General features: G+C 68.4%; 28 protein-coding genes. 14 read left to right on the forward strand and 14 right to left on the reverse strand.

The features are described 5' to 3' along the window. The first annotated feature begins 50 nt into the window (after positions 1-50). The 3 genes from ACPL7H_RS06375 to ACPL7H_RS06385 all read left to right on the forward strand — a co-directional run bounded on the left by ACPL7H_RS06375 (position 51) and on the right by ACPL7H_RS06385 (position 2,315). Positions 51-482, forward strand: coding sequence for a DUF6788 family protein (locus ACPL7H_RS06375; RefSeq protein ID WP_424796200.1), 432 nt, complete (start codon positions 51-53; stop codon positions 480-482). Continuing rightward, the gene (locus ACPL7H_RS06380) at positions 377-1,885 is read left to right on the forward strand and encodes an ISKra4 family transposase (RefSeq protein WP_424796201.1); all 1,509 of its coding nucleotides are present in this window, start codon (positions 377-379) and stop codon (positions 1,883-1,885) included. Before ACPL7H_RS06375 ends, ACPL7H_RS06380 begins: the two co-directional genes overlap by 106 nt. A gap of 61 nt (positions 1,886-1,946) precedes the next feature. Then, entirely contained in the window at positions 1,947-2,315 is a 369-nt protein-coding gene (locus tag ACPL7H_RS06385; RefSeq protein ID WP_424796202.1) for an MmcQ/YjbR family DNA-binding protein, read from the forward strand. A gap of 1 nt (position 2,316) precedes the next feature. Here ACPL7H_RS06385 and ACPL7H_RS06390 read toward each other — a convergent pair whose 3' ends face one another. From ACPL7H_RS06390 to ACPL7H_RS06430, 9 genes are all read right to left on the reverse strand, one after another. After that, positions 2,317-2,937 carry an L-threonylcarbamoyladenylate synthase gene (locus tag ACPL7H_RS06390; RefSeq protein ID WP_424796203.1) on the reverse strand — a complete coding sequence of 207 codons (621 nt, stop codon included), beginning with the start codon at positions 2,935-2,937 and terminating at the stop codon, positions 2,317-2,319. 88 nt (positions 2,938-3,025) lie between these two features. Then, entirely contained in the window at positions 3,026-3,598 is a 573-nt protein-coding gene (locus ACPL7H_RS06395; protein WP_424785917.1) for a MerR family transcriptional regulator, read from the reverse strand. Between the two features lie 198 nt (positions 3,599-3,796). After that, positions 3,797-4,315 carry a bifunctional nuclease family protein gene (locus ACPL7H_RS06400; RefSeq protein ID WP_424785916.1) on the reverse strand — a complete coding sequence of 173 codons (519 nt, stop codon included), beginning with the start codon at positions 4,313-4,315 and terminating at the stop codon, positions 3,797-3,799. Between the two features lie 77 nt (positions 4,316-4,392). After that, the gene (locus tag ACPL7H_RS06405) at positions 4,393-5,160 is read right to left on the reverse strand and encodes a MerR family transcriptional regulator (RefSeq protein WP_424796204.1); all 768 of its coding nucleotides are present in this window, start codon (positions 5,158-5,160) and stop codon (positions 4,393-4,395) included. Continuing rightward, a complete protein-coding gene (locus tag ACPL7H_RS06410) occupies positions 5,157-5,648 on the reverse strand; it encodes an FHA domain-containing protein (protein WP_424791001.1) in 492 nt (163 codons plus the stop codon). Before ACPL7H_RS06410 ends, ACPL7H_RS06405 begins: the two co-directional genes overlap by 4 nt. 133 nt (positions 5,649-5,781) lie before the next feature. Continuing rightward, positions 5,782-6,606 (reverse strand): DUF881 domain-containing protein, encoded by an 825-nt coding sequence (locus ACPL7H_RS06415; RefSeq protein WP_424796205.1) that lies wholly within the window; start codon positions 6,604-6,606, stop codon positions 5,782-5,784. Positions 6,607-6,609: 3 nt separating this feature from the next. Then, positions 6,610-6,942, reverse strand: coding sequence for a small basic family protein (locus tag ACPL7H_RS06420; protein ID WP_424785912.1), 333 nt, complete (start codon positions 6,940-6,942; stop codon positions 6,610-6,612). A 123-nt stretch (positions 6,943-7,065) separates the two neighbouring features. Next, positions 7,066-7,869, reverse strand: a complete 804-nt coding sequence (locus ACPL7H_RS06425) for a DUF881 domain-containing protein (RefSeq protein ID WP_424796206.1) — start codon at positions 7,867-7,869, stop codon at positions 7,066-7,068. Between the two features lie 45 nt (positions 7,870-7,914). Then, on the reverse strand, positions 7,915-8,673 hold the full coding sequence (locus tag ACPL7H_RS06430) for a CDP-alcohol phosphatidyltransferase family protein (protein ID WP_424796207.1): 759 nt from the start codon (positions 8,671-8,673) through the stop codon (positions 7,915-7,917). A gap of 256 nt (positions 8,674-8,929) precedes the next feature. Here ACPL7H_RS06430 and ACPL7H_RS06435 point away from each other — a divergent pair, with 256 nt between their 5' ends. From ACPL7H_RS06435 to ACPL7H_RS06460, 6 genes are read left to right on the forward strand one after another with little or no spacing between them, the layout of a single operon-like run. Further along, positions 8,930-9,526, forward strand: a complete 597-nt coding sequence (locus ACPL7H_RS06435; RefSeq protein ID WP_424796208.1) for a DUF4126 domain-containing protein — start codon at positions 8,930-8,932, stop codon at positions 9,524-9,526. A 22-nt stretch (positions 9,527-9,548) separates the two neighbouring features. Beyond that, positions 9,549-10,544: an LLM class F420-dependent oxidoreductase gene (locus ACPL7H_RS06440; protein ID WP_424796209.1), complete on the forward strand. Its 996-nt coding sequence runs from the start codon at positions 9,549-9,551 to the stop codon at positions 10,542-10,544. A 23-nt stretch (positions 10,545-10,567) separates the two neighbouring features. Beyond that, positions 10,568-10,867, forward strand: a complete 300-nt coding sequence (locus ACPL7H_RS06445) for a hypothetical protein (protein WP_424796210.1) — start codon at positions 10,568-10,570, stop codon at positions 10,865-10,867. Between the two features lie 11 nt (positions 10,868-10,878). After that, entirely contained in the window at positions 10,879-11,415 is a 537-nt protein-coding gene (locus ACPL7H_RS06450; protein ID WP_424796211.1) for a GNAT family N-acetyltransferase, read from the forward strand. Between the two features lie 11 nt (positions 11,416-11,426). Continuing rightward, positions 11,427-12,947: a TldD/PmbA family protein gene (locus tag ACPL7H_RS06455; RefSeq protein WP_424796212.1), complete on the forward strand. Its 1,521-nt coding sequence runs from the start codon at positions 11,427-11,429 to the stop codon at positions 12,945-12,947. A 2-nt stretch (positions 12,948-12,949) separates the two neighbouring features. Then, entirely contained in the window at positions 12,950-14,350 is a 1,401-nt protein-coding gene (locus ACPL7H_RS06460) for a metallopeptidase TldD-related protein (protein WP_424796213.1), read from the forward strand. A 22-nt stretch (positions 14,351-14,372) separates the two neighbouring features. Here ACPL7H_RS06460 and ACPL7H_RS06465 read toward each other — a convergent pair whose 3' ends face one another. Both ACPL7H_RS06465 and ACPL7H_RS06470 read right to left on the reverse strand, forming a co-directional pair. Further along, positions 14,373-15,284, reverse strand: a complete 912-nt coding sequence (locus tag ACPL7H_RS06465) for a hypothetical protein (protein ID WP_424796214.1) — start codon at positions 15,282-15,284, stop codon at positions 14,373-14,375. An 81-nt stretch (positions 15,285-15,365) separates the two neighbouring features. After that, positions 15,366-15,647: a DUF7218 family protein gene (locus ACPL7H_RS06470; RefSeq protein ID WP_424790990.1), complete on the reverse strand. Its 282-nt coding sequence runs from the start codon at positions 15,645-15,647 to the stop codon at positions 15,366-15,368. Positions 15,648-15,827: 180 nt separating this feature from the next. On the opposite strand from ACPL7H_RS06470, the gene ACPL7H_RS06475 reads away from it, so the two are divergent. Genes ACPL7H_RS06475 through ACPL7H_RS06490 form a run of 4 tightly spaced genes read left to right on the forward strand, consistent with a single transcriptional unit; the run spans position 15,828 to position 18,714 of the window. After that, positions 15,828-16,694, forward strand: coding sequence for an SDR family oxidoreductase (locus tag ACPL7H_RS06475; RefSeq protein ID WP_424796215.1), 867 nt, complete (start codon positions 15,828-15,830; stop codon positions 16,692-16,694). A gap of 50 nt (positions 16,695-16,744) precedes the next feature. Next, positions 16,745-17,365 carry a PRC-barrel domain-containing protein gene (locus ACPL7H_RS06480; RefSeq protein ID WP_424796216.1) on the forward strand — a complete coding sequence of 207 codons (621 nt, stop codon included), beginning with the start codon at positions 16,745-16,747 and terminating at the stop codon, positions 17,363-17,365. Next, on the forward strand, positions 17,358-17,960 hold the full coding sequence (locus ACPL7H_RS06485) for a DNA-3-methyladenine glycosylase I (protein ID WP_424796217.1): 603 nt from the start codon (positions 17,358-17,360) through the stop codon (positions 17,958-17,960). Before ACPL7H_RS06480 ends, ACPL7H_RS06485 begins: the two co-directional genes overlap by 8 nt. Before the next feature lie 43 nt (positions 17,961-18,003). Further along, positions 18,004-18,714 (forward strand): type 1 glutamine amidotransferase, encoded by a 711-nt coding sequence (locus ACPL7H_RS06490; protein WP_424796218.1) that lies wholly within the window; start codon positions 18,004-18,006, stop codon positions 18,712-18,714. Positions 18,715-18,718: 4 nt separating this feature from the next. Here the strand turns inward: ACPL7H_RS06490 and ACPL7H_RS06495 are convergent, their stop codons facing one another. From ACPL7H_RS06495 to ACPL7H_RS06505, 3 genes are all read right to left on the reverse strand, one after another. Beyond that, complete coding sequence (locus tag ACPL7H_RS06495; protein ID WP_424796219.1) at positions 18,719-19,780, reverse strand: dipeptidase; 1,062 nt, start codon at positions 19,778-19,780, stop codon at positions 18,719-18,721. Positions 19,781-19,844: 64 nt separating this feature from the next. Then, positions 19,845-20,708: a universal stress protein gene (locus ACPL7H_RS06500; protein ID WP_424796220.1), complete on the reverse strand. Its 864-nt coding sequence runs from the start codon at positions 20,706-20,708 to the stop codon at positions 19,845-19,847. Positions 20,709-20,788: 80 nt separating this feature from the next. Next, positions 20,789-21,343, reverse strand: coding sequence for a CueP family metal-binding protein (locus ACPL7H_RS06505; RefSeq protein ID WP_424796221.1), 555 nt, complete (start codon positions 21,341-21,343; stop codon positions 20,789-20,791). Positions 21,344-21,504: 161 nt separating this feature from the next. Between ACPL7H_RS06505 and ACPL7H_RS06510 the strand changes: the two genes are divergently transcribed. After that, complete coding sequence (locus tag ACPL7H_RS06510; protein WP_424796222.1) at positions 21,505-22,287, forward strand: class I SAM-dependent DNA methyltransferase; 783 nt, start codon at positions 21,505-21,507, stop codon at positions 22,285-22,287. Positions 22,288-22,338 lie beyond the last annotated feature (51 nt).

A 22,338-nucleotide genomic window follows, 5' to 3' on the forward strand; every position in this document is an offset into this window, starting at 1 on the left:
TCAACTCGTAGTCTGATTATTGCTGCAATAATCAGATTGAGGAGGGCGTGATGACCAGGGACTATTCGGCGATGTCGATCCGTGAGTTGGAGGGGTTGCGGTCGGTGGCGTTGGACCGGATCGGGTCGGTGCCGGCGTTTCGACGGGGATCGTTGCAGGTGGGGTATCGCAAGTGCGGCAAGAAGACGTGCCGGTGCGCGCGCCCGGGTGAGCGGGGCCATGGGCCGCGGGGGTTGTGGACGCGGACGGCCAAGGGCGCCGGTTCGCGGGGTCAGTACATCCCGGTGGAGCAGGTCGATCAGGTCCGGGAGGAACTGGAGAACTACGCCCAGTTCGCTGAGTTGATCGAGGACTATGTGGAGATTAACGAGGCGCTGTGCAAGGCGCGGGTGGGGCCACCGGGCCGGCCAAGGGAGCGCAGGACCGACCCGGCCTTAGGCGGGGAAAAAGGGGGCTCTGCGGCCAGGGCGGGAGCCAAGTAGACTCCGGCGGGCTGTACGCGCTGGCCGATGCGGTCGCGGAACTGGCCGCCACCGAGGCCCGGGCGTTGGTGCACGCCGCGGCGCAGTTGACCCACAGCGGCCGGGGTGGGGTGCTGGAGGCGATCGAACGTGCCGCCCAACGGTCTGCTGCGGCAATTGGGCTGGCCGCCGTTGCCGGTGTGGTCAACTGGGCCGCTGAGCAGCAGGCGGGTGCCGGCACCGTGTGCAAGGGTGGGAGCGGCCATACCGTGCGATTGGTGGCCACCCGGCCTAAAACGGTGCGCACTCTGCTGGGGCCCATTGAGGTGATCCGTGGCTACTATCACTGCCGGGCATGTGCCCGGGGGTTTGCGCCTCTGGATGAGCGTCTGGGCATCACCGGCACCAGCCTGTCCCCGGGCCTTTCCCGGGCATGCGCGTTGGCCGGGGCCGAGATGGCCTATGCCAAGGGCTTTGACTTCATCACCACAGTGACAGGCCTGGATCTGGCCTCCACCTCCACCCTGGGCCGGGTCACCCGCGCCCAAGGGGCCCGCGCCCGGGCGGTGATCGCTCAGGTTGAGGCTGCCGCGATGGCCGAACCCAGCATCGGTCCGGCCCCGGCCCCACCACAGGGCGATATGAGCCTGTGTTACCTGGTCCTCGATGGCACCGGCGCGCCGATGCTGCCCTCTGAAACCAACGGGCGAGCGGGCAAAGACGGCGTGCGCGCCAGGACCCGGGAGGTCAAGATCGCCTGTCTATTCACCCAATCGGGCCTGGATGGCGCCACCGGTGAACCGGTCCAGGACCCCGGATCGGCCAGTTACATCTCCACCTTCGAACCGGCCGCCACCTTCGCCACCCACCTGATGGGCGAATACCGCCGGCGCGGCTTTCACCAGATCCGCCAGCCCATCATCATCGGCGATGGCGCCAAGTGGATCTGGACCATCGCAGGTGAACGATTCCCAGCCGCTACCCAGATCGTGGACTACTTCCACGCCCGCGAGCACCTGGCCGACCTGACCAAACTCCTCACCCCCATCCTGGGCGATGCGACTGTGTTCGAGCGAGACCTGATCACCCACCTGGACCTGGGCCACACCGACCAGATCGCCGCCGCCGTGGCCAACCTGGACCTACCCCACCGGGCACCGGACCTAGTCGCACCCGCCGCCATCGAGGTCGGCTACTTCACCGGCAACCACCAGCGCATGCAATACACCGACTTCAAAGCCAACGGCTACTACATCGGCTCCGGACCAGTGGAATCAGCCTGCAACACCATCGTCAAACAACGCGCTAAACGAGCCGGCATGCACTGGACCATCCAAGGCCTCGACCCCGTCCTGGCCATCCGCACCCTGCAACAATCCCACCGCACTCACATCCTCTGGCCCACCCCGGCACCACAAACCTGACTCACACCCGCCCCGGTGGCCCCGGCACCGGATGTCGGTGGCCTGGGGCACACTGTCCAAGGTGACCAATCGCCCCACCGTGCCGCGCGCCTGGGTCGACCGGATCGATGAGATCCTGGCCGCCTTGCCGCAGTGTGAGATCGAGGACGCCTGGACCGGTGTGCGCTGGCGGGTCGCCAACGCCACCGTGGCGCACGTGTTCGGGGGTGAGGACCAACTCTTCCGCATCATGTTCCGCGCCGAGCCGGCCGAGGTGATGGCGTTCGAGCACCTGGGTGAACCGTACTTCCGGGCCGAGTGGGGTGAGAACGTGGTCGGGCTCGTCCTCGATGGGCGGACCGACTGGGGCGAGTTGGCCGAACTCCTCATCGACTCCTACTGCGTCCAGGCACCGGGGCACCTGGCTGCCGCGATCGACCGCCCTGGTTGAGTCACTGGAAGGGCGCGGGGTCGCCAGCCCCGACGCGGACCACCTCGGCGTCGCCTTCGGACAGGTCCACCACCGTGGTCGGCATGCTGCCGGACTCACCGGAGTCCAGGATCGCGTCCAGGGCGTGATCCAACTCCTCCTTGATCTGCCACCCCTCGGTGAGAGGTTCGGACTCCCCAGGCAGCAGTAGCGTGGAGGACAGGAGTGGCTCGCCCAACTCCTCCAGCAGCGCCTGGACCACCGTGTGGTCCGGGATCCGCACGCCCACCGTCTTGCGTTTGGGCTGCAGCAACCGGCGCGGCACCTCCTTGGTGGCGGGCAGGATGAACGTGTACTGACCGGGAGTCGTAGCCTTCACGGCCCGGAACACGGCGTTCTCCACGTGCACGAACTGCCCGAGTTGGGCGAAGTTGCGGCACACCAGCGTGAAGTGGTGGCGGTGGTCGAGTTGTCGCAAGGCCACGATGCGGTCCTTCGCCTCCTGGTTCCCCAGGGCCGCTCCCAGGGCATACCCGGAATCGGTCGGGTAGGCGATCAGGCCCCCCGCACGCAGGATCTCCACCACCTGACGGATCGAGCGGGCTTGCGGGTTGACCGGGTGTAGATCGAAGTAGCGCGCCATGGTTCACCCTAACCAGATGGCTCGAGCCTCACCCACCTCCGCGCAGGGTTCCCGGCGGGTGAGCCGCAGGCGGGTCGAATCGGCTGCGTCAGCCGGTGCGACGAGCCGCGCGCCGTCGCGCGAGTTCATCGCCGCGGATATCCGCCGGTTCATCGCTGGCCCGCTCGGTCGGGAACTCGGCCAGGCTGCCCTCAACCTCGCGCCACACCCTGCCCACAGCGATACCGAACACTCCCTGGCCGCCCTGGACCAGGTCGAAGACCTCATCGGCGGAGGTGCACTCGTACACGCTGGCACCATCGCTCATCAGGGTGATCTGTGCGAGATCCTCGACACCGCGCTCGTGCAGGTGATTGACCGCCGAGCGGATCTGCTGCAAGGACACCCCGGTGTCGAGGAGGCGCTTGACCACCTTCAGCACCAGGATGTCGCGGAAACTGTACAGCCGCTGCGTTCCGGATCCGCTGCCGGGACGGATGCTCGGCTCCACCAGCCCGGTTCGGGCCCAGTAGTCCAGTTGCCGATAGGTGATGCCTGCGGCGCGACAGGCCGTGGGGCCCCGGTAGCCGGTGTCGGCGTCCAGGTCCGGGAGGGTGTCCCCGAACAACATCCCCTGCGTGCGTTGCAGGGTGTTCTCGGCGGCGTCCGCCTGTGCATCCATGCCGCTGCCACCCATCGTCCGTCCTCACGTTCGCTTGTGAACACTCTACGCCCCGGCGTCGTGATCTGCCCATCACCACGCCCGGATGTCATGAACGCTATTGCCCACGGCGGGACAGGTCAACGACATGCGCCCTTCGTGCGGTTCGGCGTGTCGCGACGGCGTGTCTTACCCTCAACCTGAGGTTGAGATTTATCGCTACTCCTCGCGAGGGTCGGCGAAGTCTTCCGCCGCCACCGAATCGAGGAACTCACGAAAATGTGCCACCTCGGCCTCTGCTTCGTCGATACCGACTGGCTCGCTCACCCGCATATTGCCGTCCGCGTCGGTCTCCAGCACCACCGCTGCCTCATCGAGCACGTCCTCCGCGCACCACACATCCACCTGAGCCCGCAGAGCCAGCGCAATGGCGTCGGAGGCCCGGGAGTCCACCCGCGCGCCGTTGGAGAGCACCAGTTCGGCGATGAAGGTGCCTGCGCGCAGTTCGACGATGTTCACCTGGGTCAGTGCCACACCACAGGACTTCAGCACACTGACCATCAGATCGTGGGGGCCGGGCCGGGGCGGCTGCATCCCGGCGTGGGCGGTGGCGATCGCCACGCCCTCATGGGGCCCGATCACGATCGGCAGGGAGCGCTCGCCCTCGGCCTCCCCCAGAAGCACGAGCACGTCCTGCTCGGGTGCCTGCATACGCACCCGGACTCCGGTGACGCCCATCTTTCGCACACCTCCAAACTACGCCGCCGCGTGCGAAGTGGACAGCCCAACCGGCCACCGTGATCCAGTTGTGAGGATCAGGTCAGCCGGTCCGCCCCTGCCCGCAGTATCGCGGTGTGCACCTGGGCCAGAGTTTCGGCCAGGTCCGCCGCCATCGACTCAGCCCGGGCGCGTGCCCCCGCCGAGGATGGACCGCTGCGCACCGAGCGTACCGGTGCGATCACCTGTTCGATCAGGTCCACCTGACGCTCCGCCGCGATGCGGATCGCACGCAGGTGGCGTTCGTCGATGCCCTGCTCTGCCAGTTCACCGGCGAACTTGGCTACCGGCACCAGTGCACCGGGGAACTTCCCTCCGGCGTCGGCCACCAGGACTCCGGCGTTGACCAGCGCCTCGATATCGGCCTCGGTCCGCCCGCTCGCTTCTGCCAGTTGAGCGGTCGTGTAGCGAGCCCGACCCGCGGCCACCACCAGGTCGCCGTCCTCAGTCACCACCCGGGCCCCGGGAGGTGACACTGCCGCCAGACCGGCATCGAGTTCGGCCAACCGGTCCCGGATCACTTTCAGCGGCAGGAAGGAGTCACGCTGGGCGGCCAGCACGAATCGCAGGCGCTCCACGTCCGATTGGCTGTAACTGCGGTAGCCCGACGGGGTGCGACGCGGCGAGACGAGCCCCTGCTCCTCAAGGAAGCGGATCTTGGAGACACTGGCCGCAGGGAACTCCCGTTGCAGGATGCCCAGTGCCGACCCGATGGACATCGTGGGCACCCGGGACACCCCGGGCGGCCATGACTCGCCGTCCCCGTCCCCGGTCTGCTCCTGCGCCCGGGCGGTGTTGGAACTCACCTGCCCGGCTCACCTGCGTCGTCGGCTCCGGTGGAGCGGTTCGGTGAGGGGTGGAAGGTCAGGCGGTACTTCCCGATCTGGACCTCATCGCCCATCTGCAGCACGCCTTCGTCTACCCTGGTCCGGTTCACGTAGGTGCCGTTCAGACTGCCCACGTCGCGGACCACGAAGTTGCCGCTCTCCTTCAGGAACTCGCAGTGCTTGCGCGAGACGGTCACATCATCGAGGAAGATGTCGGCCCTAGTGTCACGGCCGGCGGTGGCCCGGTCGGCGTCCAACAGGAACCGGGCGCCTGCGTTGGGTCCGTGCTGGACGATCAGCAGTGCGGATTCCGGGGGCAGTGCCTCCACGGCTGCACGGGCGTCAGTGTCGATCGGGCCGTAAGCACGCTCCTCGGGCTCCCCGGGCGTGACCTTGCCCAGATGCGCGGTCGTGTGCACCGCCGAAGGGCCGTCCTGGGCCCCTGGATCGTCCTGACCCGTGCTCATCGCAACTCCTCCTATGACCTCGATCCACCCGAGGGTGCCGGTCGTCCCCACTCTAGGCCCCATGAGCCGACCAGGGGAACGTCTTGTCAGGACCCGGCGCCGGTTCAGCCAACCGGTACCGGGCGCCTCGAACTCAGTCCTCCGCCTCCACAGGGACCGCGTAGCGGGGCGCGTCGACCTCCCGGATCGCGGTGATCTGGACCAGGTCGCGCTGCTCGACCTCCACGACCGCCCCCACGTTGCGGAATCCGGCCAGCGCACCGCCAGGAATGTTCAGCGCGACCGAAATCGTCTGGGGGTCCCCGATCGCACGCCACTCCATCTGCTCGCCGAGGGCCCGGCCGTCCGCGAGTACCCCCTCCTCGGAGTCCACGAACGCGGAGGAGGCGATGAGGCGCTGCCCGGAGACCTCTACGGCCTCGGCTCCGGCGTTGCGCAGTTCTTCGAGCATGTGCACCATCGTTTGCGCGCTTACGTCGTGGGCACCACCCACCGTCACCACGACCCCGGGGCCCTCCACCGGCTCCGTCCCGGCGAGCACCCCGTGCACTACCTGGTACTCCTCAGCCAGGCGCTGGGTATCCGACCCGCTGCGCAGGGTGCTGCGGTCGCGCAGCAGTTGCTCACGTTCTGCGGTCAGATCCTCGTTCCGCTGGGTCACCTCATCGAGTAACCGGACCAGGTCGTCCTGCCGCAGGGCCGCGAACTCATCGCCCTGGGTCTGGCGCACCTGTACCACGATGCCGAACCCGAGCAGCGCGCACATCAGTGCGATCAGGAGCTGGGACCGAAGCGCAACGGGCTTTCGTCTGCGTTGCGGGTCGGTCCGGCCGGTGCGCGGCTGCTCTGCCACGGGGGGCTCATCGCCGCCCGAGCGGTCTGCCTCGGGCAGGTCGGTGGCGCCTGCGTCCCGGTACGCATCGCTGCCGGGCATCGCATCGTCCGCATTCCTACGCATGGCTCAGGCCTTGAAGACGTGGCGACGGATGGCGGCCGCATTGGAGAAGATCCGGATCCCCAACACCACCACCACGGCGGTGGACAACTGCGAACCCACACCGAGCTGGTCGCCGAGGAAGACGAGGAACGCGGCGATGAGCACGTTGAACAGGAAGGAGGTGATGAACACCCGGTCGTCGAAGACGTCCTCCAGCCGGGCCCGCAGCGCACCCAGGAGCGCGTCCAGTGCCGCCACTACCGCGATCGGTAGGTACGGCTGGAGTTCGGAGGGCACACTGGGCTGCAGGAGCAGCCCGAGGAGAATGCCGAGGATCAGGCCGATCACCGCGACCATGGCATCCCTCCCTCCGACCGGCTTCTACCTGCGCTCCCGGGCTCGCTGCGGGCCTGAAGCGCTCCGCACTGGGCCAAGTCTCGCACGTCAGGCTACCGGTCTGCTGGGCCATCGATGCTGATCTCAGGCCTCGTCCACCACCTCTGCGTGCCGCAGGGAGGAGTACCCGGCCCCCGGTAGACGCAGGCGCTCCTCCTGGGTGAGCGAACTAGGAATCGAGAACGCCGCGGACAACGCGGTCAGATGCGACTGGGCGCTGGATCGAGCGAACGCGGTCCGCATCGATTCGGGATCCCCGATCGCCTCGATCCGGTAGGGCGAGACCAGCGGTTGCAGGTCCACCAGGATCGCCGCGCCGGCCGAACGGATCGCGGTCATGCTCGTCAGCCGGTGCCCGTTCACCGCCACCGCCTCGGCTCCGGAGGCCCAAAGCCCGTTGGCCACGACCTGCAGGTCGAAATCCTGCACGCGTTCATCTTCGGAACCCGGTTCGTCCGCCGCCGCCCGCACCGAATCCTCCAGGGTGATCACCAGGCCCGGCCCCTGCACCGCCACCGTTCCGACCACGGCCTCCAACTCGGCGGTGCGGGCCAGGAAGGCCTCGTCCTCATCCCCCAACGCCTGGCTTTGCAGTTCGGCGATCTCATCGCGCAACTCGGAGTTCCCGGTCCGGAGATCCTCCCCGGTCGCGCTGCGTTCTCGGATCTGCTCCACGATCAGGGTTCGCGCGCTGCTCGCGGCCGGCTGCGGCGCGCGTAGCGCCTGGGTCGCCACCACGGTCCCCATCCCGATCAGCACGGCGAGTACCAGAACCACCAGACGCCGCCGCAACGTCGTCGGTGTGTCGATCCCGGCCGCCCGGGCCCGCGCCACGGCGGCGTACCCGGGGTCCAGCGGCTTCTCCATCACCGCGGTCAGCAAGGTCATCGAGGCATCCTTGCGGCGATGCCGGCTCTGCTGCTGTGCCATTGCCTACGGCCCTGGTGTTGACCGCGGACCGCGCTGGTGCGTGGACGCGCGCGCATCCGAGACCACGATGGCACGGAACTGGTTCAGATAGGCCAAGCCGGCGCACCAGTACAGGTAGACCCCCCACAGCGCCGACGCCCAGCCGAATGCCCAGGCGATATCGGCCGCCAGGTGCCCGGTGAGTTGGTCCACCTGGGTCAGCAACAGCACCGGGAAGGCGTACATGAGCGCGAAGGTGCCGGCCTTGCCGATGTCGTGCACCGGGAATCCGGGGAAACCGCGTGCGACCAGGAAGGGCACGCACAGCCCCACCACCAGGTCGCGGGCGAACACCGCCACCAGCAGCCACCAGGGCACCACCTGTTGGACCGCCAGGCCGATGATCACCACCGCGATGAAGAGTCGATCCGCGGCAGGATCGAGCAACCGGCCCAGCCGGGAGGTCTGGTCCAGTGCGCGTGCGATCACCCCGTCCACCCAGTCGCTGATTCCCGCCAGCGCCAGAACCACCACCGCAGCCAGGTACTGCTCGCTGAGGATGAGCACCGCCACTACCGGCACCATCAGCAATCGCAATGCCGAGATCACGTTGGGTACGGTCAGAATCCGGTCACTCGCCGCATCGGTGGCCCCCGCCCCCGGCGCCGTGAGTTCGGTGTCCCCACCTCGGGCACCGAACTCCCCGTCGCGGGCAGCCCCGGGCCGGCCGGCCCCGGGGGCGCCCGGAGCAGAGCCGGCCGGGGGGTCTGCTCGCTGTCTCACCCGCTCAGACTACCCAGTGGGGAGTCGGGAGTGGGTGCAGCCGGCACACTCCCGACCCGCTCCGCTCCGCACAGGTTCCCACCGCCGCCGCGACCCTTCCAGGCAGCGGCGGCCCACCGCCGTCGTCTCCTGCCCTGGACTCACCCGACCGAGATCACCCGGAGCTCCCGGCAGCGTCCTACTCTGGTGCTCACACCAACCCGACGACGCCGCTTCGGAGTTTCCCGGGATGGTGCGGAAAGGGGTCGGAGCAGCCGTGATCGAGATCCTCACCGGGCTCGGGTTGGCAATGTCCGCGGGACTCTCTGCCTACATCCCGCTGCTGGCCCTGGGCCTGCTCGGTCGCTACACCGGCATCGTGGAGTTGCCCGCGCAGTGGGCCTGGCTGGGCAATGGGTGGGTGCTGCTCGTGCTCGGGGTTCTCCTGGTGCTGGAGGTCTTCGCCGACAAGATCCCCGCGCTGGACCACATCAACGACCTGATCCAGACCCTGATCCGACCTGTCGCCGGCGGGGTCGCCTTCACCGCCGGGTCCAGTTCCCTGACCACCGGCAACACCGAACCCGGTCAGGTCTTCAGCGAGGGCGCTCTGCTGCCGTTCCTCATCGGCCTGACGCTGGCGCTGGCCGTGCACGTGGCCAAGGCGACGCTGCGTTCGGTGGTCAATCTGTCCACCGCGGGCGTTGGCGCACCGGTGGTGTCCACGGTGGAGGACATCTCGGCGGTTTCGATGACGATCATCGCGATCCTGCTCCCGGTGCTCGTCCTGGTCTTCCTGGTCAGCGCCGCGGTGATGGGCCTCTGGATGATGCGTCGCCGGCACGCACGCGCACTGCGGGCTGCCGACGCGTGAGCGTTACCCGTAACCTGTTCCTATGCAGATCGGTTACTTCCTCCCGCAAGGCTGGCGCTTCGACCTCGTCGGCATCGATCCCTCCCGGCACTGGGAGGTGATCAACGGCCTGGCTGCCCGTGCCGACGCGGGTCCGTGGGACTCGGTCTGGGTCTACGACCACTTCCACACCACTCCGGTACCGAGCCAGGAAGCCACCCACGAGGCGTGGACCCTGATGGCCGCCCTGGCCGCCAGCACCAGCAAGGTCAAGCTCGGGCAGATGTGCAGTTGCATGGGCTACCGGAACCCGGCCTACCTCGCGAAGGTCGCCGCCACCGTCGACATCATCTCCGGTGGGCGCGCTCAGATGGGTATTGGTGGGGGCTGGTACGAGCACGAGTGGCGGGCCTACGGGTACGGCTTCCCACGAGCGGGCATCCGGCTCGCGATGCTCGACGAGGGTGTGCAGATCATGCGGCAGGCCTGGCGTGAGGGACAGGCCACCTTGGACGGCAAGCACTACCAGGTCGACGGCGCGATCGTGCAGCCGCAGCCACTGCAGTCCGGCGGTCCGCCGTTGTGGATCGCCGGCGGCGGGGAGAAGGTGACGCTGCGGATCGCCGCGAAGTTCGCGGACTACACCAACTTCGATGGCACGCCCGAGGGCTTCGCGCACAAGAGCGCGATCCTGGCGGAGCACTGCCGCAACGAGGGTACCGACTTCGAGGCGATCACCCGATCCGCCAGTTACAACGTGCTCCTGGGACGCGACCAGGCCGAGGTCGAGGCGAAGATCGCCGCCCTGCGTGATCGCCTGCTCCCGCACCTGGGCCGGGACAGAACCACGGAGGCGCTGGGGGCCTACACCTCCGAGGCCGCGCTCGGCGTGGGTACCCCGGAGCAGGTTGCCGAACGTCTCGGCGCGATGCGGGACGCGGGCGTGGGGTACGGAATCTTCTATTTCGGCGACGCCGCCTACGACACCTCCAGCATCGAACTGTTCGAAGAGCAGGTGGCGCCCGCGCTGCTGTCCTGACCGGCCACCCCAAAGGGAGCGACATGACCCGCCCGGACCAATCTCACCCACCAGATCCCGGGGATGACCTCCCGCCGCGCCCTGAGGAGGAGATCGCCGATGCCGGCCGGGCGGCCCCAACCGGGCCGGACGGCGACGTGCGTGCTCCGGGCGCGTCCGATCCGGTCCCGGAGCGACCGGGCAGGATGCCGGCCTATCCGCCCAGCCCACGGCCCCAGGACGGTTCGATCACCTCTCCCAGCCCCGAGATCGCCGATCCGGGTTATCGTCCCCCGGATTATCCCACCGAGGACGCCGGGCCGGAGGAGGCGGAGCAGAACTGAGCCGGATCGACATGGCGATGGCCACGGCCGCCGACGCCGGGGGCATCGTGGCCCTGCGCGACCACCTCGCCAGGTGGCAGATCAGCAGGGGGATCCAGCAGTGGCGGCCCGGTGAGGTCGACCCCGCGGTGATCGCCGACCAGGCCTCCGGTGGCCAGTGGTTCGTACTCCGGGACCTCTCCGGATCCGGTGGTGCTGCCGGTGTCATCGCTACCGCCCGGGTGCTCAACGCGGACCCCCACGCCTGGGGGTCTGACCTGGGTAACGACGGAACTGCGGGCTACCTGCACGCACTGATGGTCCATCGCGACCACGCGGGCCAGGGCCTGGGCGCCGCGGTGCTGTGCTGGTTCGAGCGCTTCACGCTCGCCTGCGGGCGCAGGCTGGCCCGGCTGGACTGCGTGGCCGGTAACGCGGTCCTGCGTGCCTACTACACCGGCCACGGCTACCACGAGCACGGCATCACCGAGTTCGGCCCGGACCGGCAGTGGAGGCCGGTGATGCGCCTGCAGAAGGTCCTTGACGGTTCCGACGCCGGATTCCGATAGGTTCGGGAACCATGAGCGATCACGGCATCGACGCCACCTTTACCGACCTACCCGCCCGGGCCCTGGCCGACGCCGCCCTGCAACGGGCCAAGGACCTTGGTGCCACCCACGCGGACTTCCGGTTGGAGCGCATCCGAAACCAGTACCTCGTGGTCCGCGATGGCCGGTTGCAGACAGCCACGGATACCGAGGACCTGGGTCTGGCGGTGCGGGTGGTGTACCGCGGTGCGTGGGGCTTCGCCGCCGGAGTGGTCCTCACCGTCGCCGAGGCCGTGCGTCTGGCCGAGCAGGCGGTACAGGTGGCGACCGTGGCTGCTCCGATGACGGCCGACCCGGTGCAACTGGCCCCCGAACCCGTTTACCGGGACGTCACGTGGTCCAGTTCCTACCGGGTGAACCCCTTCGGGGTGGCCACAGCGGACAAGTCCGAGGTCCTCATCGACTGGACCCGGCAACTGCTCCGGTCCGGCGCTGTCGACCATGCCACCGCATCGTTGCTTGCGGTCCAGGAGAACAAGTTCTACGCCGACCTCGCCGGCACCGTCACCACCCAGCAGCGCATCCGCATGCACCCGGAGTTCGAGGCGATGGGCGCCGATGAACGCACCGGAGTTTTCGACTCGATGCGCTCCATCGCCCCACCAGCCGGGCGCGGCTGGGAGTACGTGGCTGAGGCCGGCTACGACTGGGACACCGAATTGGCCCGGACCCCGGAACTGCTCGCCGAGAAACTCACCGCTCCCAGTGTGCAGGCCGGAGACTACGACCTCGTCATCGACCCGTCCAACCTATGGCTGACCATCCACGAATCGATCGGGCACGCCACCGAACTGGACCGGGCCCTGGGCTATGAGGCCAACTACGCCGGGACCTCCTTCGCCACCCTGGATCAACTCGGCACCCTGCAGTACGGCTCCTCGGCGATGAACGTCACCGGCGACCGCACCACCGAGCACGGCCTGGCCTCGATCGGGTACGACGACGAGGGCGTGGCCACCCAGTCCTGGGACATCATTTCCGACGGAGTCCTGGTGGGTTACCAGCTCGACCGCTCGATGGGTGCGGCCCATCCCGAGCTCAACGACGGACGCTCCAACGGTTGCGCCTACGCCGACTCCCCCGGCCACATCCCGATCCAGCGGATGGCCAACGTCTCCCTCCAGCCGGCGTCGTCCGGGCCGGACACCGACGGCTTGATCTCCCAGGTCGAGCGGGGGCTGTACATCGTCGGTGACAAGTCGTGGTCGATCGATATGCAGCGCTTCAACTTCCAGTTCACCGGCCAGCGCTTCCACCAGATCATCGACGGCGAACTGGGGCCGCAGGTGCGCGATGCCGCGTACCAGGCCACCACCACCGATTTCTGGGGCTCGATGGAGGCTGTCGGCGGCCCCCAGACCTACGTCCTCGGAGGCGCCTTCAACTGCGGCAAGGCGCAACCGGGTCAGGTCGCCTCCGTCTCCCACGGGTGCCCCTCGGCACTGTTCCGCAGCGTCCGGATCCTCAACACCACAGCAGAGGCAGGCAAGTGAGCATGCGTACCGCCACGCCCCAGCAACTCATCGAGCATGCCCTGGCCGGATCCTCGGCCGAGCACACCATCGCCCTGGCCCGTGTCGGTTCCAGTGCGAACCTGCGCTGGGCGAACAACACCCTGACCACGAACGGGGCCATGCGCGACGTGCAGGTTACCGTGATCTCCTTCCGCGGCACCTCCGATGGCGTCGCCACCGGAGCCATCACCGGCACGGCCGCCACACTCGAGCAGGTCGAGTCGCTGGTCACGGCCGCCGATGCCGCTGCCGAGGTTGCCGACCCGGCCCAGGACGCTACCGAGTTGCTCACCGCCGCCGAAGCCACGGCTCCGAGCGAGCCCTGGGACGATCCTGCCGAGCAGACCTCCATCGAGGTCTACCGGGACTTCGCAGCCGAGTTGGGTGAGATCTTCACCCGCGCCCGGGACCGTCGGCAGGTTCTCTACGGGTTCGTCGACCACGAGGTGGTCACCACCTACCTCGCCTCCTCCACGGGCGTGCGGCTTCGGCACACCCAGCCCAGTGGGCACTACGGCATCACCGGGAAGAACGAGGCGTTGACCTCCTCGGCGTGGGTGGGCGGCGCGACGCGGCAGTTCACCGATGTTGACCCGGCCGTGCTGGAAATGGACCTGATCCAGCGCCTGGAGTGGTCCGAGCGGACTGTCTCCCTGCCCGCCGAGCGGTACCAGACCGTCCTGCCGCCCACCGCGGTCGCCGACCTGCTGATCTACGCCTACTGGTCCGCCGGTGCGCGAGTGGCTCACGAGGGGCAGTCGGTCTTCTCCAAGCGTGGCGGAGGCACCCGCATCGGGGAACAGATCGTCGCGCCGCAGGTGCGGCTGTACTCCGACCCGACCTACCCCGGTCTGGAGTGCGCCCCCTTCGTGCAGGCAGCGGCGTCCTCCAACGTGTCCAGCGTGTTCGACAATGCCCTGCCGCTACGCAGCACCGACTGGATCGCCGACGGCAGGCTCACCTCTCTCCTGCAGACCCGGCACTCTGCCGGGCTGACCGGTCAGGAGGTGACCCCCGCGATCTCCAACCTGGTGCTGGACGTCGAGGGTGGCTCCGGGACCACCCAGGACCTGGTCGCTGGGATGGACCGGGGCCTGCTGGTGACGTGCCTGTGGTACATCCGTGAGGTGGATCCTCAGAACCTGCTGCTGACGGGTCTGACCCGGGACGGGGTGTACCTGGTGGAGGGCGGTGAAGTGGTCGGTGCGGTGAACAACTTCCGCTTCAACGAGTCCCCGGTGGATCTACTGAGCCGCTTCGACACGGCCTCGGCCACCCAGGCCAGTTTCTCCCGCGAGTGGGGCGACTACTTCCCGCGCACGGCCACCCCGGCGTTGCGGATCGGTGACTTCAACATGTCCTCGGTCTCTCAGGCCCAGTAGCCCGCCGGGCCGGACACGACCCTCAGGCGAACCGCACCTGCGCGGTGAACTCCTTCCCGGCGTCCATCCTCAGGTCCACCAGGCGCAGACCCGGGGGCATCCGGTCGTTCAGGTCGATCGTGGTGTCGGTGTACCGGGCCAATTTCTTGCGCACCACCACGAGCACGAGCGAGACCAGGGGGTTGCCCGAACGCGCCTGGATCTCCCCGATCCGGGCGACCATCCCGGAATCGACCTCGGCCTCGAGCCGGATCTGTGCCGATGCCGAGAGCAGGCCCTTGCGGACTCGGGCGGTCACGTCCAGGTGGAGACGGCGCGCGGAGGGTGTCTTGACCTCCACCTGGAGGGAGGTCAGGGTCAGCCCCGAGTTCGCCAGTTCCGCCGCCACGAGATCCTTGGCGCGTTCGACGGCTTCCTTGATCGGAACCGAGACCTGTCCGTGACCGCGCGACTGGGCGGTCGCGGCGCCGGGGTCCATCAACGCCCACAGGTTCTCACGGCCGTCGTAGGCCACACCGGCGGGGATGTCCTCCACCTCGACGTGGGCCGTCACCGGGATGCCCTCCACATGGATCGGCTGGGCGAGCACCTCGAGGTGGTGCACCGTGACTGGCTCGGCGGAGGCGACGGGAGGCACCTCGGTCAAGTCCGCACTGTCGAGCCTCAGCGAGCGGTGATGCTCCTCCAGGCGCATTCCGGTCAGGTCGACACGGACGTCCCCCAGGTCGGTCCCGGCCGGCACCACCTGTACCCGCACCTGCTCCCAGAGGCGGGCTGCGTCGCCGTCGCCGTCCTCGTCGTCGATGAGGCTGAGCACGCCCTGTCGGATCCGGTGTTCCCAGTCCGGCCCCGATTGCGGGACCGGTCCGGTCCCGAGGTTCAGGCCGGCGACTTCGGGGGTGGTGGAGACGCTTGATCGCGCAGCTTCAGTCATGGGCTCACGGTACAGCCGGGGTACGCGATCGTCCCAGCGGCGGCCGGCGGGTGAGGGATCAGGTGTCGCGCAGCGCCTCGATCAGGAGTTGCGCAGGGCCTCGATCAACTCATCCTTGCTCATCTTGGACCGCCCGTCGATGTCGAGTTCGGCCGCACGGTCGTTGAGCTCGTCCACGGTCCACTCCTCATAGGCAGGCGAGGAGCCACCTGACTCGCCCACATCGGACCGGGAGGTGTTGGCTGCGGCGTTGGCGATCCGCGCCGACTTCTGCTTGGACTCGCCCTCCTCACGCAGCCGCTCGTACAATTCCGGATCCTTCACGCTCGGGCCGGGGTCCTCGCTACCGCCTTGCTTTGCCATCGTGATCTCCTTCCGGGATGACGCGTCACGATCAGCACGCCGCACCTCTCGCATCAGCACCTCGATCGTGTCACTCATGGAACCGATCTGCATCCCGGATATCCGGCGCCAGGCCGCCGGGTGCAGCGGTGGCGGCGGGTGCGGATGCGCACCGGCACCGAACCGGCGACCATTGTCGACATGGTTACCGATGAGAACGCACTGACCGACTTGCCCCAGCAGCACCAGGACTGGCCCGGCCGGACAGCGGCCCTGGATCCGGTGCCCGATCACGGCGAAGCCAGTTACACGGGCCGGGACCGGCTGGTGGGCAAGCGTGCCCTGATCACCGGAGGGGACTCCGGTATCGGCCGTGCCACCGCGATCGCCTTCGCCAAGGAGGGGGCCGAGGTGGCCATCTCCTATCTGCCCGAGGAGGCCGAGGACGCCGAAGAGACCCGGCAGGAGGTGGAGAGCACCGGTCGTTCCTGTCATCTGCTACCCGCTGACCTGCGCACCGAGCAGGCCAACCTCGAGGTGGCCCGGGACGCTGTCCGGGCGCTGGGTGGCGTTGACGTGGTGGTGGCGAACGCTGCCTACCAGATGGCGGCCGGATCCCTGGCCGACTTCCCCCCGGAGCAGATCGAGCGCACCTTCGCCACCAACGTGTTCTCCACGTTCTGGCTGATCAAGGCCCTCGACGACCACCTGGACGCAGGCGCCAGCATCATCATCACCACCTCGATCCAGGCCTTCGAACCGTCCGAACCGTTGCTGGACTACGCCGCTTCCAAGGCGGCCCTGAACAACCTGGCGGTGAACCTGGCCGGTGAACTGGGCCCGCGGGGCATCCGCGTGAACGCCGTCGCACCCGGACCGATCTGGACACCGCTGATCCCCAGCACGATGCCACCGGAGAAGGTGGACGGGTTCGGATCGGACACTCCCCTGGGCCGGGCCGGTCAACCTGTGGAGGTGGCGACCGCCTTCGTTTACCTTGCCTCGGATGAGGCAAGTTACGTCTCCGGGACGGTCCTGGGCGTGACCGGCGGACGCGGAGTGTTCTGACACGGCAGAATGCCAAGCGGAGCCAGGACCGAAGGAGGGTGCTCAACACGATGGAACTGACCCGCGAACAACTGGATGCGCTGTATGACCTGACGGTGGTGTCCGATGACGGGCAGACCATGGGGCCGGTCGGGCACATCTACCTGGACGATCAGACTCAGCAGGCCACCTGGATCACCGCCAAGACCGGGCTCTTCGGTCTGCGAGAGGTGTTCATCCCGTTCCAGGGTGCCAGGGTGGAACCGGAGGCCATCAAGGTCCGCTACACCAGGGACTACATCATGGACGCCCCCCGGTTCGACTCCGACGGACACATCAGTGACGCCGAGCAGGACGAACTCTTCCGCTACTTCCGGGTGAGCCGTCCCCGAGCCTCAGACCCAACGATCGACGGTCCCGTGCCGGCCGAGCCGGCAGATCCGCCGGTGGGCGACGAGGCGGGTCCACTCTCGGACCGTGAACCCGACCTCCCGGCGGATGACGGGCTCGACCGGAACGGCGGTGAACCGCCCGTGGCCGTCGATCCGGAACCGGCACCGGTGGAGCAGGCGGTCACCCCGGACACGGAGGGTCCGGACCCGGGCGCCGGGGCGCCGGAAGGGCAGGATCCGGCCCACCCCCACAGCCAGACCCCGGAGGCGGAGCCGGGGACCACCGACGACCGTGCCTGAGGCTCCCGATCTGCACGTGGCATCCGATGGGCTCGCACGTCCCGCGTGGGCGGCACGGAGTGAGTTGCTACGCCACTACTACGACAATGAGTGGGGCATGCCGGTGCGTGATGAGCGTGGCATGTACGAGCGCCTCACCCTCGAGACCTTCCAGTCCGGCCTGTCCTGGGCAGTGATCCTGCGTAAACGGCCGGGTTTCCGGGACGCGTTCGGCGGCTTCGCCCCCGACGTCGTGGCCGCCTACACCGGTGCCGACGTGGACCGGCTGCTCGCGGATGCGCGGATCGTGCGCAACCGGGCGAAGATCCTGGCCGCGGTCACCAACGCCCGCGCCACCATCGACCTTCGCGCCGAGGGCGGGCTGGCCGACTTCGTCTGGTCCTTCCAGCCTGCGACCACCCCGCGCCCACGACGGATGTCCGAAGTACCCACCCGGTCGGTTGAGTCGGAGGCGCTGGCCAAGGCGCTGCGCAGCCGCGGGTTCACTTTCGTGGGGCCCACCACGATGTTCGCCCTGATGGAGGCGGTCGGGATGGTCGACACCCACCTCGTGGGCTCCCATCGCAGGGGCTCCTCCGGAGTCTGGCCCGCCTGACGGCGCTGGAGATCGCCGCCGGGGTTTGCCAGGATGGCTGGCGATGTCTTCCTACGTACTCGCGATCCGAAACCATCCTGAATCCGGTCCCGGCCGGTACCCCGCCTGGCTCAGGGCTGCCGGCCTCGAGGTGGAGGTGCGTCCCGGAGAAGACGGACTGCCCGGTGACCTGAAGGGCATCAACGGGCTGATCATGCTCGGGGGTGGGCTCATGCCCGACGACGACGCCGCCGCACCCTGGCTCGCCGAGGAGCGCACCCTGGTGGCCCGGGCTCTGGATGAGCACGTGCCCATCCTGGGGATCTGCCTGGGCGGGCAATTGCTCGCCCACGTCGGCGGTGGGCGGGTGCGCTCCGATCACGGTGTGATCGAGCGGGGCGCTACGCGCATCCGATTGACTCCGGCGGCAGCCGAGGACGGTCTGCTCGGCCGGTTGCCGGCGAGTTTCTACGCGATCGAGAATCACCGGGACGCGATCACCGAGCTACCTCCGGGGTCGGTGCATCTGGCCTACTCCGAGGACTGCCCGAACCAGGCGTTCCGCCTCGGCGACGTGGCATGGGGCCTGCAGTTCCACCCCGAGGCCAGTTCCGCCAATGTGGCCCGCTGGGACCCGGCGAAAGTCCGGGCCGACGGGTTCGACCACGACGAACTCATCCGTCTCGCGCAATCGGTGGAACCCGAGAGTGAGCGCGCCTGCCGCCAGATCGCCGAGGCGTTCGCCACCGTGGTGCACCAGCACGCCGCAACCTGATGGTTCAGCGTTCGGGTGCCGGATCCGCGGGTAGGTCGCCGCAAAACGCCCGGTAGGCGCCATCGTTATCGGCCAGCACCCGAAGCACGTTCTGGTGGCCGAGTTTACCCAACTCCTCCTCGGACCAACCGCGGCTGCGCAGTTCGTCCATCAGGTTGGGATAGCCGGCGACGTCCTGCAGGCCCGCGGGCATCGTTCCGGCGCCGTCGTAGTCCCCGCCCAGGCCTACGTGGTCGATGCCGGCGACCTCGCGGACGTGCTCGATGTGGTCGGCCACGGTGGCCACGCCCACCTGCGGCGCCGGTCCGCCCTGCTCGCTGCGTCGCCAGTCCCAGTAGGCCGCGGAGAGGAATGACGGCACGAACGTGACCATCTGGACTCCCCCGTTCCCGGGTAGGGCCGCGATCACCTCATCGGGCACGTTCCGCGGGTGCGGGTTGAGCGCGGCGCAAGAGGAGTGGGTGAACAGCACCGGGGCTGCTGTGCGCTCCAGCGCCTGCCGCATGGTGCTGGGCGCCACGTGGGACAGGTCCACGACCATCCCGATCCTGTTCATCTCGGCGACGACCTCGTGGCCCCTCGCGGCGAGCCCGCCGTGTTCGGGAGTGTCCGTCGCCGAGTCCGCCCAGGTGGTGTTGTGGTTCCAGGTGAGTGTCATGTACCGCACCCCCAGACGCGCGTACTGGCGAAGCGCAGGCAGGGAGTCGGCGATCTGGTGGCCACCCTCGATCCCGATGAGGCTGGCGATCCGGTCGGTGTGGAGCAGCGCCTGCACGTCCGCGGCGGTGCGTGCCAGGTGCAGGTCCTGGGGGTAGGCCGCCACCATTCGGTGGATCAGGTCGATCTGCTCCAGGGTGGCCTGCACCGCGGCAGCACCGCTGAACTCCGGCGGCAACCACGCCGACCAGAACTGCCCCGCCACTGCTCCGCGGTGCAGCCGGGGCAGATCGGTCTGCATCTCGTCCTGGTGGGTGTCCAACCCGGCCACGCTGCCGCCCCGGGCGGCACGGCATTTCCAGGGCAGGTCGTTGTGTCCGTCGATGATCGGGATGGGTGGTGCCGTCATGGTCCCACCCTGGCACGGATCCGGTGGCGAACAGGTCGACGTAGGCGATGCCCGGGTAGGGCCTTCAGGTACGGGGTTTGCCCACCACCGCAACCGGGCAGGGAGCGTGATGCAACACACCGTGGCTCACCGAGCCCAGGAGCACCGAGCGTGTCACGCCACGGCCCCGGTTGCCCACCACGAGTAGGTCGGCTCGCTGCGCGGCCAGCCGTAGCGCCCCGGCCGGGTGTCCCATCAGGGCTTTGCCGTCGACCTCCACGTCCGGGTATTCGTCGCGGAACGGTGCCAGTTCCTCGCGGATCATGCCCTCAGTGGCGCGGGTGGCGTGCATCATGTACTCCCCGTAGCCACCGGCGGGCCCGTACCAGTTCGGGTCGGGCATCACCCGCACCGCCGTGAGCCGGGCCTCCCGTCGCTGCGCCTCGCCGAAGGCGAACGCCAGCGCCTCCCTGGACGTGGCCGAACCATCGATGCCCACCACGACCTGGTCGTAACTGGTTTCGCTGGGCCCGGGAATCACGATCACCGGCGCCTGAGCGCGTGCGGTCAGCCGCATACTGCTGGAACCGAGCACCAGGCCGGAGAACCCGCCCCGGCCCCGGCTGCCGGTCACCAGTGCGTACGAGCCGGCGGACTCCTTGGCCAGGGTCTCCACCACCTCACCGGTGAAGTGCTGGGTGGAGATCTCCAGTTCGCTGAAGGCCTCCCGGGCGATCTCGGCGCCGGTCTGCAGGATCTCCGTGGCCATCTCCTTGTGCGCGGCACGCAACTCCGGGGTGATGCCGTAGGGGTCACCCCAGGGTTCCTGGACGGTGACGATCCGCAGTTCGGCGCCCATCCGGTCCGCCTCGCGGGCCGCCCAGCTGATCGCTTCCTCGGCGTGGGCGGAGCCGTCGGTGGCGACCACGATCGGTTTGATGGTGTTCACGGGGAAACTCCTTCAGTGGTCGGATACCTCTATCGGACCGCGGCACAGCACCGGAAACCAGGTCCGAAGGTCCTGCGGTCTCAACCCAACCGTATTGTGGTCAGGCAGGTCGGCGCTTGGACATCGGTGCTGATGTCCTGGGTGGCGCTGAGCCCGTCGACGGAGACCTCGAGTGTGGCCTCGACATCCTTGGGCAACCAGACGCCCATGAACCCGTTGTCGAAGGTGGTCATCTCCTCGTCCACGTAGACCTCGCCATCGGCACCGGTGATCATCACGTCCATCGCCGTGTTCGGCAACTCCGCCTGGCAGGTGGTCAGGGAGTGGTAGAAGCAGTCGTGGGTCTGGTTGAGGTACGGGGCGAAGGAAAGGTAGAACTCTTCACCTTCGATCGGCAACTCCTGCTCCGTCGTGCCGTCGCTGATCAGCAGGGTGTCGGCCCGCACCGAGGCGAGCAGGTCACTGGGGCGGTCCGGACCCCCGAGGCGGTCCATGTGGTCGATCAGGTCAGTGGTCTGCATGCCATCCAGACCGTGCGGGGCCAGCAACTGCTGTGCCGGGTCCTCCTGGTCGGCCGAGCATCCGACCAGGACCAGTCCCAGGGCAGCAGTAAGGGCGATCAGGGCTCGTCTCATGGGGAAACGGTAACGACCGCACCAGCCCTGGAACTAGGACCAAGGGCCCGGCGACCGGCTCCACGGGCTGTCCCGGTCCGCCGTGACCCACGAACGCAGGGCGGCCCGTCCCCGCCGCCCGAGGTGCGCAACTGCCACATTCGCGCCCATGATGGACCACGATGACCGAACGCCATGATGAATTCTGGAACGAGCGACTCGCTCAGGACTGGACGAGTTCCGGCGTGGGCTACCAGGCCCTGGGCCGCCCGTTCAACACCTGGATGTATCGCATCCGCCGACACGTCTTCGCCCGGGAGGTCGCAGCCCTCGGTGTCGACTCACGGACCCGGGTGCTCGACGTCGGATCGGGTACCGGTCTGTACCTGGACTGGTGGCAGGCCGCCGGTGCCGGGCACGTCACCGGATCGGACCTGACCCCGGCTGCGGTGACCCGGCTGCGCGAACGTTTCGGGACGCTGCGGATCGAGGAGTTCGACGTGACCGCCGGACCGGGCCCGTTCGAGCCGGGCAGTTTTGATGTGATCTCCTGCATGGACGTGCTCTTCCACATCACCGACGACGAGTTGTACCGCAGCGCCCTGGCCAGTGTCGCGGCGCTGCTGCGTCCGGGCGGACGGTTCATCTTCACCGAGAACTTCCTCAACCGGGCACCGGACCGCTCCGAGCACCAGGTGAACCGGTCGCGGCAGTGGATCACCCGCGAACTGGCGCGCAATGGCCTCCGCCTGGAGCGTCGCACGCCGAGTCTGGTGCTGATGAACGCCCAGGTCGATGCGCCCTGGTGGTGGCGTAAGGCGTGGGGCGGGCTCCTGCGTGTGCTCACCCTGACCCCACCCACCGGATGGGCCACAGGTGCGCTGCTGTACCCGTTGGAACGGGTGCTCACCCGGGTGCTGTCGGAGAGCCCGACGACGGAACTGGCCGTGGCCGAGCGGGTCTGACCCATGCCGGGCCACCACCGAGCGGTTGGTGGCCCGGCTCGGGTCGGCGTG

Source organism: Pseudactinotalea sp. Z1732 (genome assembly GCF_049724975.1).
GTDB lineage: Bacteria > Actinomycetota > Actinomycetes > Actinomycetales > Beutenbergiaceae > CALKWS01.

Bases quoted from the DNA above. Each gene is read 5' to 3' on its own strand.
- ACPL7H_RS06375 (WP_424796200.1), top strand. From the start codon at position 51: ATGACCAGGGACTATTCGGCGATGTCGATCCGTGAGTTGGAGGGGTTG.
- ACPL7H_RS06390 (WP_424796203.1), bottom strand. From the start codon at position 2,937: ATGGCGCGCTACTTCGATCTACACCCGGTCAACCCGCAAGCCCGCTCG.
- ACPL7H_RS06395 (WP_424785917.1), bottom strand. From the start codon at position 3,598: ATGGATGCACAGGCGGACGCCGCCGAGAACACCCTGCAACGCACGCAG.
- ACPL7H_RS06400 (WP_424785916.1), bottom strand. From the start codon at position 4,315: ATGGGCGTCACCGGAGTCCGGGTGCGTATGCAGGCACCCGAGCAGGAC.
- ACPL7H_RS06410 (WP_424791001.1), bottom strand. From the start codon at position 5,648: ATGAGCACGGGTCAGGACGATCCAGGGGCCCAGGACGGCCCTTCGGCG.
- ACPL7H_RS06415 (WP_424796205.1), bottom strand. From the start codon at position 6,606: ATGCGTAGGAATGCGGACGATGCGATGCCCGGCAGCGATGCGTACCGG.
- ACPL7H_RS06420 (WP_424785912.1), bottom strand. From the start codon at position 6,942: ATGGTCGCGGTGATCGGCCTGATCCTCGGCATTCTCCTCGGGCTGCTC.
- ACPL7H_RS06425 (WP_424796206.1), bottom strand. From the start codon at position 7,869: ATGACCTTGCTGACCGCGGTGATGGAGAAGCCGCTGGACCCCGGGTAC.
- ACPL7H_RS06440 (WP_424796209.1), top strand. From the start codon at position 9,549: ATGCAGATCGGTTACTTCCTCCCGCAAGGCTGGCGCTTCGACCTCGTC.
- ACPL7H_RS06445 (WP_424796210.1), top strand. From the start codon at position 10,568: ATGACCCGCCCGGACCAATCTCACCCACCAGATCCCGGGGATGACCTC.
- ACPL7H_RS06450 (WP_424796211.1), top strand. From the start codon at position 10,879: ATGGCGATGGCCACGGCCGCCGACGCCGGGGGCATCGTGGCCCTGCGC.
- ACPL7H_RS06455 (WP_424796212.1), top strand. From the start codon at position 11,427: ATGAGCGATCACGGCATCGACGCCACCTTTACCGACCTACCCGCCCGG.
- ACPL7H_RS06460 (WP_424796213.1), top strand. From the start codon at position 12,950: ATGCGTACCGCCACGCCCCAGCAACTCATCGAGCATGCCCTGGCCGGA.
- ACPL7H_RS06465 (WP_424796214.1), bottom strand. From the start codon at position 15,284: ATGACTGAAGCTGCGCGATCAAGCGTCTCCACCACCCCCGAAGTCGCC.
- ACPL7H_RS06470 (WP_424790990.1), bottom strand. From the start codon at position 15,647: ATGGCAAAGCAAGGCGGTAGCGAGGACCCCGGCCCGAGCGTGAAGGAT.
- ACPL7H_RS06475 (WP_424796215.1), top strand. From the start codon at position 15,828: ATGGTTACCGATGAGAACGCACTGACCGACTTGCCCCAGCAGCACCAG.
- ACPL7H_RS06480 (WP_424796216.1), top strand. From the start codon at position 16,745: ATGGAACTGACCCGCGAACAACTGGATGCGCTGTATGACCTGACGGTG.
- ACPL7H_RS06490 (WP_424796218.1), top strand. From the start codon at position 18,004: ATGTCTTCCTACGTACTCGCGATCCGAAACCATCCTGAATCCGGTCCC.
- ACPL7H_RS06495 (WP_424796219.1), bottom strand. From the start codon at position 19,780: ATGACGGCACCACCCATCCCGATCATCGACGGACACAACGACCTGCCC.
- ACPL7H_RS06505 (WP_424796221.1), bottom strand. From the start codon at position 21,343: ATGAGACGAGCCCTGATCGCCCTTACTGCTGCCCTGGGACTGGTCCTG.
- ACPL7H_RS06510 (WP_424796222.1), top strand. From the start codon at position 21,505: ATGACCGAACGCCATGATGAATTCTGGAACGAGCGACTCGCTCAGGAC.